Source organism: Aquincola tertiaricarbonis (assembly GCF_023573145.1).
In the GTDB taxonomy this organism is placed as follows: domain Bacteria; phylum Pseudomonadota; class Gammaproteobacteria; order Burkholderiales; family Burkholderiaceae_C; genus Aquincola; species Aquincola tertiaricarbonis_B.
The window spans coordinates 1236481-1249558 of the sequence record NZ_CP097635.1 but is presented as its reverse complement, the minus strand read 5'-3'; the positions used below and the strand labels follow the sequence as shown (position 1 = coordinate 1249558).

The window sequence follows — 13078 nt, the reverse complement described above, 5'->3', positions numbered from 1 at the left end:
CGGCCTGGCCCACTCACAGCGGTTCAAGCTTCACGGACTTGGCGATCGCGCGGAAGCGCGCCGTCTGCGATTCGTACTCTTTCGCGGCGGCTTCGAGCGTCATCATCGGCGGCACGGTACCGCCCAGCTTCTCGATCTGGGCCTTCACCTCCGGGTCGCCGATGGCGACCGAGAGTGACTGGTTCAGTGCCCGCGCCACCGGCTCCGGCGTGCTCTTGGGCACGAAGTAGCCGGTCCAGGTGTTGAACGCGAAGTCGTGCACCGACTTGCTCTCGTTGATGCTCGGGTAGCCCCTGAGGAAGGCCGCCTCCACCTTGCCCGCCGGCGCCAGGGTGGCCAGCACCTTCAGGCGCTCTTGCTGGGCCATCGCGATGCCGGACTCACCGACGACGATGAAGGCCACGTCGACCTGGTCGCCGGCCAGGTCCTGCATGGCCGGTGCAGCGCCCTTGTACGGCACGTGCGTCATCTGCACACCGATGCTGTTGGCGAAGTGCGCGCCCAGCAGGTGGTACAGGCTGCCGACGCCGACACTGGCGTAGCTGAGCGGCTTGCCGGCGGCATGGGCCTTCCTGGCCAGCGCCACCAGTTCGTCGATGTCGTTGGCCGGCAGCCCCTTGCGCGCCAGCACCGCGAGCGGAAAGCTGCCGATCATCTGCACCAGGCGCCAGTCCTCGGCACGGTACCTGGCCGCCTGCAGCGCCATCGGCGTCAGGATCAGCTCATTGGGCGATCCCTGGTAGATCGCGCCGCCGTCGAGGGCGCCGCCCAGGACCTTCTGCGCCGCGATCGCGCCGCCCACGCCGCCGATGTTCTCGATGATCACCATCTGACCGACAGCCTTGGCCAGCGGCCGCTCGACCACCCGTGCGATCGCATCCGACAGGCCACCGGCGGGGTAGGGCACGACCAGCGTCATCGGTCTGGCGCCCGGCCCCTGCGCTGACGCGATGCGCGTGGTGCCGGCAAGCAGGGCCGTGGCCGCCAGGGCGTGGAACGTACGCCGGTTCATCGTCGTCATCGTCATCTCCTTGCGTGAGCTTGTCAGGGTGCAAGCTCATTCTGGGAAGCGCGACATGCAACGTCCAATGCATTGTGAGCCGCTGTTCAATGCGCTCAATGCATGCAAAGCGAGGCCGCAGACCGTGGGCCCCGGCCTACTAGAAGATCGCTCAGTTCGAGGCGTCGAGGATGAAGGTGCCGCCGGTGACCGGCGCTTCGAGGCGCACGCGGGCACGGTTGCCCAGCAGGCCGCCGGTGCCGTTGGCCTCCACGCATTCGATCTCCAGGCCACCCGCGGTCACGTACCGGGTGGTCAGGCAGTAGTAGGCGCGGCCGGCATTGCGTTCCACCGACCAGGTGACGTCGGACACGCCCACCGCGGTGCTGCCGACGCAGCCTTCGTAGTCGGTCAGCCGGAACAGCGGCCCGCTGTCGCCCACGCGGGCGGCGGTGGGCAGGCTGCCGGTGGCCACCGCCACGCTGCATTCGTCGTCGGTGGTGCGGGTGCCGGCCACCGTGGCGGTGGACAGGTTGTGATAGATGGTCTGGGTGACGCTGTCCGACGAGCTGCCCGATTGGCGCAGCGTCAGCGTCTGGGTGGCGGTGTCGTACACCAGCCCGTCCATCACGAACAGGCTGCTGCCGCTGGGCGTGTAGCTCAGCGTGATCTGGTAGGACCGGCTGTCGTTGCCGGTGCCGCTCACCGTCCAGCTGCCGCCGGTGCCCAGCAACTGCTGGAAGGCCGCGCGGGCGTTGTAGGTGGTGGTGGCCGGTTCGCCGGCATCGTCGTCGCTGCCACCGCCGCAGGCCGCCAGCAGGGCGGAAAGGGCCGCGGCAGCGGCAAGACGGGAAAGTCGGATCAGCTGGGACATCGTGCTTCCATGCATGGATCAGGTGAACCGACTTTAACGGCCCCGCCCCCGGCGCTGCGGGGCGGCAGAATGCGCCGCGCAGCCTCCGCCAGCCTGGCCGGCGCTGCGGCTGCCCACAAGAACACCGCCTGTACGCCCCGATGCACCCCTCACACCGCGCCTGCCCCCCGTCTTACTTGCCCCGCCGGGCCCTGGCACGGTGAACCGCCTGTCGCTGCCCCGGCGCTGGCCCTGGCACCTGCCGGCGCATGGCATCAACGGCATCAGCGTGGCGCTGGGCGTGCTGCTGGTGCAGCTGGTGGGCGGCCTGCTGGGCGGCCACCCGGCGGCGCTGGTGGCCTCGGGCGGGGCCATCTTCGCCAGCCTGGCCGACACGCCCAACGTGCCGCGCCGCACGCTGCGCCGGGTGTTCACCGCCGCCATGGCCGGCCTGGTGGCCACCGTGCTGGTGACGCTGCTGCGCAGCCACGAGCTGGCGCTGGGCGGCGTGGTCACCGTGATCGCCTTCCTGGCCAGCCTGGCGCTGGCCTGGGGCGCGCGCGCGGGCCCCATCTCGTTCGTGCCCATCCTGGCCATCGTGTTCACCATGGCGGCGCCGCCGCTGGTGGGCTGGCGCGCGCAGCTGGAACACACCGGCTGGACGGCGCTGGGCGGCGCGCTGTACCTGGTGTGGTCGGTGCTGGCCTCACGCGCGCTGCAGCCGCGCTACCGCGGCCTGGCGCTGGCCGCCGCGCTGGAAGCCACGGCCGCGCTGCTGCGCTCGCGCACCGTGCTGCTGCTGCAGGACCGCATGAGGCCCGAAGGCGCACCGCCGCTGCAGGACTGGATGGAGCGGCAGGTCAGCCTGGACGAACGGCTGCAGGCCGCGCGCGACCTGCTGTTCGAGGCGGCCCACCGCCCCGACGCGCCCGACGTGCCGCGCCGCATCGCGGTGCTGCTGCTGGCCATCGACCTGCGAGACACGCTGCTGGGCAGCGAGCTGGACCTGGACCTGCTGGGCCACGACGCCGCGGCCGAGCGGCTGCGCAGCCAGCTGGCCGCCACCATCGACCACACCGCCGCTTCGCTGGACCGCATGGCGCTGGCGCTGCAGCTGGGCCTGCCGGGCGATGCGCCCACCACCGCCCACCAGCCGGCGCTGGCCGACGCGGTGCAGGCCTTTGGTGCCCAGCCTTCGCGCAGCGCGCTGGCCACCGCGCTGCTCGACCGCTCGCGCCACATCGCCGACGACCTGGCCCGCATGCAGGCGGCGCTGGCCGGCATCCAGGTGCCGCAGCCGCTGGGCGCGGCCGAGCTGCGCGCCTTCGTTTCGCCCGAGGGCTGGCCGCTGGCGGCGCTGAAGCCGCACCTGCGCCTGGGCTCGCCCATCCTGCGCCATGCGCTGCGCAGCGCGGTGGCACTGGGCAGCGCCTACTTCCTGGCGCTGGCGCTACCCTGGGCTTCGCACCCGCACTGGCTGGTGCTCAGCGTGGGCGTGGTGCTGCGCGGCAACCTCGACCAGACGCTGTCGCGACGCGATGCGCGGGTGGCCGGCACCGTGCTGGGCTGCCTGCTGGTGCTGGTGTTCGCGCAGGTGCATTCGCCGCTGCTGTCCAGCCTGGTGTTCCTCATCGCGGCGGGCACCTCGCATGCGTTCGTCAACGTGCGCTACCTGGTCACCGCCACCGCCGCCACGGTGATGGCGCTGGTGCAGGCCCACCTGGCCGACCCCAGCGGCGGCTTCGGCGTGGGCGAGCGGCTGGCCGACACGGTGCTGGGCGCGCTGCTGGCCTGGGGCTTCAGCTACGTGCTGCCGGCCTGGGAGCGGCGTGGCCTCGGCCGCCTGGTGGAGCGGGTGCAGCGCAGCCTGCGCGCGCTGGTGAAGGAGGCGCTGCGCTGGCCCGAGGCCGGCGAGCGCGACGTGGCGCTGCGGCTGGCGCGGCGCGAGGTGTACGAGGCCATCGGCGGCATTGCCGCCAGCGCCCAGCGCACCCGGGCCGAGCCGCGCAGCGTGCAGGTGCCGCTGTACGCGATGGCCACGCTGCTGACCCAGTGCCACGTGCTGCTGGCCCAGCTGGCCGCGGTGCACACCATGCTCACCCGCCGCGCCGACCGGCTGGACCGCGAGGCCTCCGAGCAGGCACTGCAGGACGCGGCGCAGCAGATCGACCAGCTGCTGGCCGCCATCAGCCAGCCGGGCACGGCGCCGCCCGAGACAATGGCGACCGGCGCACCGCAGACCACCGGCGACCTGCGCCTGCCGCCGCTGGGCAACAACGAGCCGCTGCTGCCGTGGCTGCAGCGCCGCCTGGGCCTGGCCGTGCAGGGTGCCCGCCGCGTGTCGGCGGCGGCGGTGGCGGTGAAGGAAGCGCCGCGCGAACCCTAAGGCGCCCGGCGCGGGCGCTCACCAGCGCTCGGGCAGCGGCTTGGCGATGACCAGCGCCGGGCCGGCCTTGAGGATGTAGCCGCCACGCTCCAGGTCCTTCATCAGGCGGCTGACCATCTCGCGCGAGGCGCCGACGTGGTGGGCCAGCGCCTGGTGGGTGGGGCGCTCCGGGATGGTCGGGCGACCGTCGTGGCCGGGCTGCGCCATCTGCTGCAGCACCAGCACCAGCCGGCCGTAGACGTCGTTCAGCGCGATCTGACGGGCCGACAGCGTGGCCGAGCGGGCGCGGCGGATCAGCCGCGAGATCAGCACATAGGCGAACTCCGGCCGCTCGCGCAGGAACAGCGTCAGCGTGTGCCGCGTCACCACCGCGCATTCGGTGGGCTCCAGCGTCATCACGCTGGCCGAGCGGGGTTCGCCGTCCAGGCTCATCTCGCCCACGTAGTCGCCCGCGCCATAGAAGCCGTAGGTCACCTCGCGGCCGTTGCGGTCGGCGGCGAACACCCGCACCCGGCCCGACAGGATGATGAACAGCGAGTCGCCGGTTTCGCCCTCTTCGATCAGCAGCGCGTGGCGCGGCGCCCGCAGGCGGCTGCCGCGAGCGGCCAGCTCGCCCAGCAGCTCGGCGGGCGAGGGTACCGGGCCGGGGGAAGGAACGGGCGAGGGCTGTTCGTCGGGCATGGGCGGACCCCCTGTGGATCCGCCGATGCTATCGGGCTCGGGCCGGCCGGCCCGCCTGAGCTTCCCCCTACATCGCCTGCGCCGTGGCGCCGCGGCCACCCGCCCGCAGCGAGCCGACCAGCGGCGGCAGCAGGGCCACCGTGCGCATCATCTCGTCGAGGTTGTGCGCGCCTAGCTTGGTGCGGATGCTGCTGATGTGGGTGCGGGTGGTGGACACCTTGACGCCGCAGCGGCGCGCCGCCTCGGCCGGCGTGTCGCCATTGCACAGGTGCATCAGCACCTGCGTCTCGGTGGGCGTCAGGCCGTGGGCCTTGCCGAAGGAAAGGGCGGTCAGCTCCTCGCACATGCGGCGCTTGCCCAGCATCACCAGCACACCGCTGGCCTGGGCGGCCGGCGCCGTCTGCAGCGGGGTGACGGCCAGCGTGGCGCGCTGGCCGAGCCCGGTGCTCACGGCCACCAGCGTGCGCAGGCCGCGGCGGCGGGCGTTGTCCATCGCAGCCTGCAGCGCGGCGGTGTCGCGGTCACGGCAGGCCACCAGCCGGCGGCCCTGCAGCTGCAAGGGCAGCCCGGCCTGCAGCTGGGCGCGTGCGGTGTGGTTGGCGTGCTGCACCTGGTCGGCGGCATCCACCAGCACCAGGCCGTAGTCCACCTCGTCCAGCACCAGGGCCATGGCCGCGGCGCCCAGCGGGTGGCCGCGGGGCGGATCGTCGGCCCGCCGCAGCGGGTGCGGCGTGTCGGTGAGGCGCGTGGCTGGCAGGGCAGGCCGGGCACCCCAGGGGAGTGCGGCATCGAAGGCGTGCGTCGTCATCTGTTCTCTCCTGGCGCAACACACACGGTTGCTTGCAGGAAAGACTAGTTGTCACCTTTGTTGCGGAGTCGTGAATCTGACCGGCCGGTTTGTGCGGTTTTCACATTCGCCAGTCGAGCCTCCTCCGGGTGGATGAGGCAGGCCAGGTCGTCCTTCGCCCGCACGAGGCGGCGCCCGCCGGCAGCACCTAACTTGCAGGCACGGCGGCCCGGTGCCCGGCTGCCGTGCCTTCAGCACCCGGGGCGCCGCCAGGAACCACGATGGACGAGCATGACGAGATCGAGATCCTCAATCCGCTGGAGCGGCGGTGCATCCTGCTGGCCGGCGTGAGCACCGGCCTGGTGGTGCTGGCCGCGGTGCTGGCGCTGTTCGAGGGAGACGGCCGCACGCCCTGGTTCCCGCCGGGCGGTTGGGCGGCCAGCGCGGCCGCAAGCTGCGAGGCGCCGCAGGCCGGCCCCGCGCGGCATGAGTGCCTGCGCCAGATCGCCCAGTCGGCCCGCGCCTCGGCGCCGCTGGCGGTCGCCGCCGCGCGGTGAAGGCCCTGCGAGGGTCAGTCCCGCAGGGCCGCCCCAAGGGACTGAGCTCCCCCTCGGGGGGGCGCGAGCGCAGCGAGCTTGGGGGCGAACCTCAGTCCCGCCGGGCCGCCCCAAGGGACTGAGCTCTCCCTCGGGGGGGCGCGAGCGCAGCGAGCTTGGGGGCGAACCTCAAAAAGCGACGGCTTGGCCGTCCTTGCGCGGGTCGGAGCCGGCGATGTAGGTCTCGCCCTGGCGCAGCACCAGCTGGGCGCCGCCAAAGGCGAACACGCCGCTGCCGGTTTCGATGGTCACCTGGTGCCCGCGGCGCTGCAGCTCGGCCACCACCTCGGGCGCGAAGCCGGGCTCCAGCGCCACCTGGCGGCCGCCGGTCACGCGCCAGCGCGGCGCGTCCACCGCGGCCTGCGGGTTCTGGCCGTGGCGCAGCACCCGCATGGCCATCTGCACATGGCCCTGGCTTTGCATCGGACCGCCCATCACGCCGAAGCTCATCTGCGGCGTTCCGTCGGCGTTCATCGCAAAAGCCGGCACGATGGTGTGTGAAGGCCGCTTGCGCGGCCCCACCTGGTTGGCATGGCCCGGCTCCAGCACGAAGCCGTGGCCGCGGTTCTGCAGGCTGATGCCGGTGCCCGGCACCACCACGCCCGAGCCGAAGCCCATGTAGTTGCTCTGGATGAAGGACACCATCATGCCGCTGGCGTCGGCGCAGCTCAGGTACACCGTGCCGCCGGGGCGCGGCGTGCCGTGGCCGGGGTCGCCGGCCTGCTGGCGGTCGATCAGCGCCGCGCGTTCGGCCAGGTAGGCCGCATCCAGCAGGGCATGCGGCGGCACGTGCATGTGGTCGATGTCGGCGTTGTAGCGGTGCAGGTCGGCCAGGGCCAGCTTCATCGCCTCGATCTGCAGATGCACCGTGTCCACGTGGTCGATGGGCAGGTCGTCGGCGCCCAGCGCTTCCAGCATGCCCAGCGCCATCAGCGCGGCGATGCCCTGGCCGTTGGGCGGGATCTCGTGCACCACCGAGCTGCCGAAGCGCTGCGACAGCGTGCCGCACCAGTCGGCCCGGTGTTCGCCCAGGTCGGCTTCGGTCATCGCGCCGCCGTGGGCCTTGGCGAAGGCGGCGATCTTCTCGGCCAGCGGCCCGCGGTAGAAGGCTTCGCCTTGCGTGTCGGCGATGGCTTCCAGCGTGCGTGCGTGGGCTTCGCTGCGGAAGATCTCACCGGCACGGGGTGCCCGCCCCTCGGGCAGGAAGCACTCGGCAAAGCCGGGCTGGCCGCCCAGCCGCTGGCCGCCCATGGCCCATAGCGTGGCGATGATGGGCGAGACCGGAAAGCCCTCGCGCGCATAGCCGATGGCCGGCGCCGCCACCTGGGCCAGCGGCAGCTTGCCGAAGCGGCGCGACAGCTCGACCCAGGCCGAGACGGCGCCGGGCACGGTCACCGCGTCCCAGCCGGCATCGGGCATGGCGGTGCGGCCGGCATAACGGTCGGCCGACCAGGCGGCCGGCGAGCGGCCCGAGGCATTGAGCCCGTGCAACTGCTGCCCGTCCCACAGGATGGCGAAGGCATCGCTGCCGATGCCGCAGCCGGTGGGCTCCACCACGGTCAGCGTCATCGCGGCGGCCACGGCGGCGTCCACCGCGTTGCCGCCGGCCAGCAGCATGCGCAGGCCGGCCTGCGCCGCCAGCGGGTGCGAGGTGCTGACCACGTTGCGCCCCAGCACCGCCGAGCGGGCGGAGGCGTAGGGCTGGGTCCAGTCGAGCGGGTTGTCTAGACGAGTCATGGTGGGATGGAAGCTCAATCTACAGTGATCTTGCGCTCGCGGATCAGCTGACCCCAGCGCTTGCTGTCCTTGGCCACCATCGCGGCGAAGGCCTCCGGCGACTGCGGCGCGGCCGGTTCGGCGCCCAGCTGGGCCAGCTTGGCGCCCACTTCGGGCGCGCGCAGCGCCTTGTTGAAGGCGGCGTTGATCTGCCGCACCACGTCGGCCGGCAGCCTGGCCGGGCCATACAGGCCGAACCAGGTGACCGAGGTGAAGCCGGGCAGCCCGGCCTCGGCCACGGTGGGCAGCTCGGGCATCAGCGGCGAGCGCTGGCCGCCGGTGACGGCCAGTGCCTTCAGCCGGCCGCTGCGCACATGCGGCAGGCCGGTGGGGATGGAGTCGAACAGCACCTGCACGTTGCCGGCGGCCAGGTCGGTGAGGGCGGGGCCGGTGCCCTTGTAGGGCACGTGCAGCATCTGCAGCCCGGCCTGTGAGCGGAAGGCTTCGGTGGTCAGGTGCACGATGGTGCCGTTGCCGCTGCTGGCGTAGTTCAGCTCGCCAGGGTGCGCCTTGGCGTAGCTGATCAGCTCGGCCACGCTCTTGACCGGCAGGCCGGGCGTGACCAGCAGCACGCTGGCGGCATCGGCCACGTGGGCGATGGGGGTGAAGTCCTTGACCGGGTCGTAGGGCGCCTTGGCCATCAGATGCGGCGAGATGGCGTGGGTGCTGCTGGTGGTGAACACCAGCGTGTAGCCGTCGGCCGCGGCGCGCATGCCTTCGGTGGCGCCCAGCGTGCCGCCGGCACCGGCCTTGTTGTCGACGATGAAGGACTGGCCCGTTTCCGTGGCCACCTGCTGGGCCACCACGCGGGCCACGGTGTCGGTGGCGCCGCCGGCCGGAAAGGGCACCACCAGCCGCACCGGCTTGGCGGGCCAGGCCTGGGCCTGGGACAACAGCGTGAAGCTGGCCAGGCCGGCACCGGCCAGGGTTCGCAGAAACAGCTTGCGGGAAAGGCGCATGGGCGTGGCGTGGGCAGCAGAGACGACCGCGCATCCTAGAAAGGACCGGCGGCGCGTACAACATGGATTGGGCAAGGCTGCCTTGCTGCCACCGCAAAGCGGCGCGGCTACATCACCTCCGGCAGCTGCAGCTTCAGGTGTTCCAGAAAGGCCTGCACCGCCCGCGGCAGGGTGCGGCCGGCCAGGGTCTGCACCTCCAGCGTCCGCAGGTCCAGGCCGGCGTCGGTCACCGGCACCGCGGCCAGCCGGCCTTCGGCCCGCAGCTGGCGCACCGCCACCCCGCTGGAGACGGACAAGCCACCGCCTTCGATCGCGAAGCTGTGCAGCGTGCTCATGTTGTTGCTCACCAGCGCCGGGCGCAGCCGGAGCTGCTGGCGCGCACAGGCCGCGTCGATCATCTGCCGCAGCGTGGTCTGCGGGCCGGGCAGGGCCAGCGGGTGCTCGCTCATCGCGCGCAGCCCGATGCCGGCAGCGCCGGCCAGCGGATGGTCGGGCCGCATCAGCGCCAGCACCGGCGCCGGCTGGCTGAACTGCACCTCGATGTCGGCCTCCGGCGCCTGGCTGAAGCGCAGGCCGATGTCCACCGCGCCTTCACGCACCTGGGCGCTGACCACCGCCGGCGGCTGTGCGTCCAGCTCGAAGACGATGCCTTCGTGCTGCTGCCGGAAGGCCACGATCAGCCGCGGCAGGAACAGGTTGGCAAAGGCCTCGGAGGCGGCGATGCGCACCAGGCCCATGCGCATGCCCTGCAGCGCCTGGATCTCTTCCAGCGCACGCTCTTCCTCCAGCCCGGCGCGGTGGGCATAGCCGGCGAGGATCTCACCGGCCTGCGTGGGCACCATGCCGCGCGGATGGCGCTCGAACAGCGTGGTGCCCAGCGTGCGTTCCAGCGCCGCGATCTGCCGGCTGACGGCCGAGGCGGCCACGTGCAGCCGTTCGGACGCCACGGTGGCCGAACCGCTGCGCACCACCTCCAGGAAGTAGCGCAGCGCGGTGTCCTGCAGCAGCGGCTTGGGCATCCGGGGCGGGCGGCGCCGGGGGTCAGCGGCGCATCAGCGTGCTCTTGCCGAACAGGCTCTCGATCATGTCCACCGCGATCAGCGCGGTGCGGTTGCGCACGTCCAGCGCGGGGTTGATCTCCATCACGTCCAGCGAGGCCAGGCGGCCGGTGTCGGCAATCATCTCCATGCACAGCTGCGCCTCGCGGTAGGTGGGGCCGCCGGGCACGGTGGTGCCCACGCCGGGGGCGATGTCGGCATCGAGGAAGTCGACGTCGAAGCTCACGTGCAGGTGGGTGTTGTCGTCCATCGTGGCCAGCGCCAGCTCCATGGTGTGGCGCATGCCCATCTCGTCGATGTAGCGCATGTCGAACACCTCCAGCCCCACCTGATGCACGAAGCGCTTCTCGCCGGCATCGACGCTGCGGATGCCGATCTGGCGGATCCACTTCGGGTTGACGGCCGGCACCTGGCCGCCGATCTCGATCAGCTCCTTCGGGCCGTAGCCGCACAGGCAGGCCACCGGCATGCCGTGGATGTTGCCGCTGGGCGTGAGCTCGTTGGTGTTGAAGTCGGCATGCGCGTCCAGCCACAGCACCCGCAGCTTCTTGCCCGCTTCGCGGCAATGGCGGGCCACCGCGCTGATGGAGCCCAGCCCCAGGCAATGGTCGCCGCCCATCAGGATGGGCATGCGGCCGATGCGCAGCTCGGCCAGCACAGCGTCGTGCACCAGCTGGTTCCAGGCGGCCACCTCGTGCAGGTGGCGGTAGCCCTCGTCGGGCGGCAACCAGGGGTTGGCCGGCCCGATCAGGTTGCCGCGGTCTTCCACTTCCAGGCCGTGGCTTTGCAGCGCCGCGGCGAAGTCGGCCACGCGCAGCGCTTCGGGTCCCATGCGCGCGCCCTTGGCGCCTGCGCCAATGTCGGTGGGCGCGCCGATGAGGCTGACAAGGTGGGTCATGGGCATCTACTCCAGGGTCAGAAGTCCTCGGCGCGCGGGCTCTTGCCGTCGCCGTTGTCCACGTCGCTGTCCAGGCCGTACTCGGCCGCCAGGATGTCGTAGGCCTCCTCGGCCGTCTCGACGAAGCGGAACAGGTTCACGTCCTCGGGCGAGATCATGCCGGTCTCGATCAGCAGCTCGAAGTTGATCAGGCGCGTCCAGAAGTCGCGGCCGAACAGCAGCACCGGGCGGCGGCGGCTCTTCTTGGTCTGGATCAGCGTCAGCGCCTCGAACATCTCGTCCAGCGTGCCGAACCCGCCCGGGAAGGCCACGATGGCCACGCTGCGCATCAGGAAGTGCATCTTGCGCAGGCCGAAGTAGTGGAACTGGAAGCACAGCTCCGGCGTGATGTACGGGTTGGGCGCCTGCTCGTGCGGCAGCACGATGTTCAGCCCCAGGCTGCGGCCGCCCACCTCGAAAGCCCCGCGGTTGCCCGCTTCCATGATGCCGGGGCCGCCGCCGGTGGACACCACGATGGGCGTGTGCAGCCGCGCGGCGCGGCGGGTCACGATCTCGGCGAAGCGGCGCGCTTCTTCGTAGTAGCGGCTCATCGTCACCGCCATCTCGGCGCGCTTGACGGTGGCCGCGTCCACGTCGGGCGCGGCGCGAACGGCTTCCAGCCGGCGTGCGGCCTCGTCGGCCGGCAGGATGCGGGCGCTGCCGAAGATGACGATGGTCGACTCGATGCCCTGTTCCTGCTGGATCAGCTCGGGCTTGAGCAGCTCCAACTGCATGCGCACCGGGCGCAGCTCTTCGCGCAGCAGGAAGTCGGTGTCGGTGAAGGCCAGGCGGTAGGCGCTTTCGGGGCCGGTGTAGCGGTGCGGCGGCTCGGCGATCTGGGCGTCTTCTTCGGCACTGGGGAAATTGCGGGCCGTCAGGTCCTGGCGCTTGGTATCCATGCGTGGTGATTGAGAGTCGATGCGGGAGCTTAACGCCCTGGCAAGGCAGGCGCCCGGCTTATGCTGCGCCCCTTCTTGTCGAGGCAGTAGGAGCGGGTTTCAGATGGCCAGGATGACGATGGCGCAAGCGGTGCAACTGGGCGCGCAGGCGCTGGAGAGGGCGGGCGCCAGCGCCGACATGGCGCGCGCCACGGCCGAGGCCCTGGTGCTGGCCGATGCGCAAGGGCTGGCTTCGCACGGGCTGTCGCGGGTGCCGCAGTACGCCGGCCACCTGCGCACCGGCCGCGTGGAAGGTGCGGCCCGCCCCACGGTGCACGCGCTGCGGGGCGCCGCGGTGGTGGTGAACGCGCACGACGGCCTGGCCTTCGAGGCCTGCACGCTGGCCGTGCAGGAAGCCATCGCGCGAGCGGCCAGCCACGGCGTGGCCTGCGCGGGCGTGGTCAACAGCCACCACGGCGGCGTCATGGTGGACCACCTGCGCGCGGTGGCCGCGGCCGGCATGGTGGGCCTGGCCTTCGCCAATGCGCCGGCGGCGATGCCGGCGGCCGGCGGCCGCCACCCGGTGTTCGGCACCAACCCGATCGCGGCCATCTTCCCGCGCCGGCCGGGCGCGGGCGACCCGCTGATGATCGACCTGAGCCTGAGCGAGGTGGCCCGCGGCAAGCTGATGATGGCCGCCAAGGAAGGCCGCAGCATCCCGCTGGGATGGGCCCTGGACGTGGACGGCCAGCCCACCACCGACCCGGCGCGTGGCATGGAAGGCTCCATGCTGCCGCTGGGCGCGGCCAGCAGCCCCAAGGGCGCGATGCTGGCGCTGATGATCGAGCTGCTGAGCAGCGCCGTCATCGGCGCGCACTTCAGCTTCGAGGCCGACACCTTCTTCGTCGACGAAGGCAACAAGCCGCGCATCGGCCAGGCCTTCATCGTCATCGACCCCGGCGCGCTGGCCGGCAGCGGCAGCTACCTGGAGCGGGTGGAAGTGCTGGTGGCCGAGATGCTGCGCGACGACGGCGTGCGCCTGCCCGGTGCCCGCCGCGAAGCGCTGCGCCGCGCCGCCGAGCAGGACGGCATCGAGGTGCCGGACGGGCTGGTGGCGGTGCTGAGCGGCGTCTGACCGGCGCCCGCGGTGCATACTCGCTGCGCGCT

The 13078-nt window shown here is 72.1% G+C and carries 12 protein-coding genes; 3 read left to right on the top strand and 9 right to left on the bottom strand.

Annotated elements, in window-relative coordinates:
- Positions 1 to 13 precede the first annotated feature (13 nt).
- Both MW290_RS05810 and MW290_RS05805 read right to left on the bottom strand, forming a co-directional pair.
- Complete coding sequence (locus tag MW290_RS05810) at positions 14 to 1021, bottom strand: tripartite tricarboxylate transporter substrate binding protein (protein WP_250196317.1); 1008 nt, start codon at positions 1019 to 1021, stop codon at positions 14 to 16.
- A gap of 151 nt (positions 1022 to 1172) precedes the next feature.
- Entirely contained in the window at positions 1173 to 1874 is a 702-nt protein-coding gene (locus MW290_RS05805) for a hypothetical protein (RefSeq protein WP_250196316.1), read from the bottom strand.
- Positions 1875 to 2073: 199 nt separating this feature from the next.
- Here MW290_RS05805 and MW290_RS05800 point away from each other — a divergent pair, with 199 nt between their 5' ends.
- The gene (locus MW290_RS05800) at positions 2074 to 4239 is read left to right on the top strand and encodes an FUSC family protein (protein WP_250196315.1); all 2166 of its coding nucleotides are present in this window, start codon (positions 2074 to 2076) and stop codon (positions 4237 to 4239) included.
- An 18-nt stretch (positions 4240 to 4257) separates the two neighbouring features.
- Here the strand turns inward: MW290_RS05800 and MW290_RS05795 are convergent, their stop codons facing one another.
- Both MW290_RS05795 and MW290_RS05790 read right to left on the bottom strand, forming a co-directional pair.
- The gene (locus tag MW290_RS05795; protein ID WP_250196314.1) at positions 4258 to 4920 is read right to left on the bottom strand and encodes a Crp/Fnr family transcriptional regulator; all 663 of its coding nucleotides are present in this window, start codon (positions 4918 to 4920) and stop codon (positions 4258 to 4260) included.
- Between the two features lie 67 nt (positions 4921 to 4987).
- Positions 4988 to 5728 carry a helix-turn-helix transcriptional regulator gene (locus MW290_RS05790; protein WP_250196313.1) on the bottom strand — a complete coding sequence of 247 codons (741 nt, stop codon included), beginning with the start codon at positions 5726 to 5728 and terminating at the stop codon, positions 4988 to 4990.
- 260 nt (positions 5729 to 5988) lie between these two features.
- Between MW290_RS05790 and MW290_RS05785 the strand changes: the two genes are divergently transcribed.
- Positions 5989 to 6264, top strand: coding sequence for a hypothetical protein (locus tag MW290_RS05785; protein WP_250196312.1), 276 nt, complete (start codon positions 5989 to 5991; stop codon positions 6262 to 6264).
- 168 nt (positions 6265 to 6432) lie between these two features.
- Here the strand turns inward: MW290_RS05785 and MW290_RS05780 are convergent, their stop codons facing one another.
- The 5 genes from MW290_RS05780 to MW290_RS05760 all read right to left on the bottom strand — a co-directional run bounded on the left by MW290_RS05780 (position 6433) and on the right by MW290_RS05760 (position 11932).
- Positions 6433 to 8040, bottom strand: coding sequence for a gamma-glutamyltransferase family protein (locus MW290_RS05780; protein ID WP_250196311.1), 1608 nt, complete (start codon positions 8038 to 8040; stop codon positions 6433 to 6435).
- Positions 8041 to 8054: 14 nt separating this feature from the next.
- On the bottom strand, positions 8055 to 9038 hold the full coding sequence (locus MW290_RS05775) for a Bug family tripartite tricarboxylate transporter substrate binding protein (protein ID WP_250196310.1): 984 nt from the start codon (positions 9036 to 9038) through the stop codon (positions 8055 to 8057).
- A 107-nt stretch (positions 9039 to 9145) separates the two neighbouring features.
- Positions 9146 to 10057, bottom strand: coding sequence for a LysR family transcriptional regulator (locus MW290_RS05770; RefSeq protein ID WP_250196309.1), 912 nt, complete (start codon positions 10055 to 10057; stop codon positions 9146 to 9148).
- A 22-nt stretch (positions 10058 to 10079) separates the two neighbouring features.
- Positions 10080 to 11000, bottom strand: a complete 921-nt coding sequence (gene rocF, locus MW290_RS05765; protein WP_375142812.1) for an arginase — start codon at positions 10998 to 11000, stop codon at positions 10080 to 10082.
- Positions 11001 to 11011: 11 nt separating this feature from the next.
- Positions 11012 to 11932, bottom strand: coding sequence for an LOG family protein (locus tag MW290_RS05760; RefSeq protein WP_250196307.1), 921 nt, complete (start codon positions 11930 to 11932; stop codon positions 11012 to 11014).
- Positions 11933 to 12035: 103 nt separating this feature from the next.
- Here MW290_RS05760 and MW290_RS05755 point away from each other — a divergent pair, with 103 nt between their 5' ends.
- A complete protein-coding gene (locus MW290_RS05755) occupies positions 12036 to 13046 on the top strand; it encodes an Ldh family oxidoreductase (protein WP_250196306.1) in 1011 nt (336 codons plus the stop codon).
- Positions 13047 to 13078: the final 32 nt, after the last annotated feature.

Excerpts from the sequence above, each read along its gene's own strand:
- MW290_RS05755 (WP_250196306.1), top strand. The coding sequence starts at position 12,036 with ATGGCCAGGATGACGATGGCGCAAGCGGTGCAACTGGGCGCGCAGGCG.
- MW290_RS05790 (WP_250196313.1), bottom strand. The coding sequence starts at position 5,728 with ATGACGACGCACGCCTTCGATGCCGCACTCCCCTGGGGTGCCCGGCCT.
- MW290_RS05810 (WP_250196317.1), bottom strand. The coding sequence starts at position 1,021 with ATGACGACGATGAACCGGCGTACGTTCCACGCCCTGGCGGCCACGGCC.
- MW290_RS05780 (WP_250196311.1), bottom strand. The coding sequence starts at position 8,040 with ATGACTCGTCTAGACAACCCGCTCGACTGGACCCAGCCCTACGCCTCC.
- MW290_RS05760 (WP_250196307.1), bottom strand. The coding sequence starts at position 11,932 with ATGGATACCAAGCGCCAGGACCTGACGGCCCGCAATTTCCCCAGTGCC.
- rocF (WP_375142812.1), bottom strand. The coding sequence starts at position 11,000 with ATGCCCATGACCCACCTTGTCAGCCTCATCGGCGCGCCCACCGACATT.
- MW290_RS05775 (WP_250196310.1), bottom strand. The coding sequence starts at position 9,038 with ATGCGCCTTTCCCGCAAGCTGTTTCTGCGAACCCTGGCCGGTGCCGGC.
- MW290_RS05770 (WP_250196309.1), bottom strand. The coding sequence starts at position 10,057 with ATGCCCAAGCCGCTGCTGCAGGACACCGCGCTGCGCTACTTCCTGGAG.
- MW290_RS05795 (WP_250196314.1), bottom strand. The coding sequence starts at position 4,920 with ATGCCCGACGAACAGCCCTCGCCCGTTCCTTCCCCCGGCCCGGTACCC.
- MW290_RS05785 (WP_250196312.1), top strand. The coding sequence starts at position 5,989 with ATGGACGAGCATGACGAGATCGAGATCCTCAATCCGCTGGAGCGGCGG.
- MW290_RS05805 (WP_250196316.1), bottom strand. The coding sequence starts at position 1,874 with ATGTCCCAGCTGATCCGACTTTCCCGTCTTGCCGCTGCCGCGGCCCTT.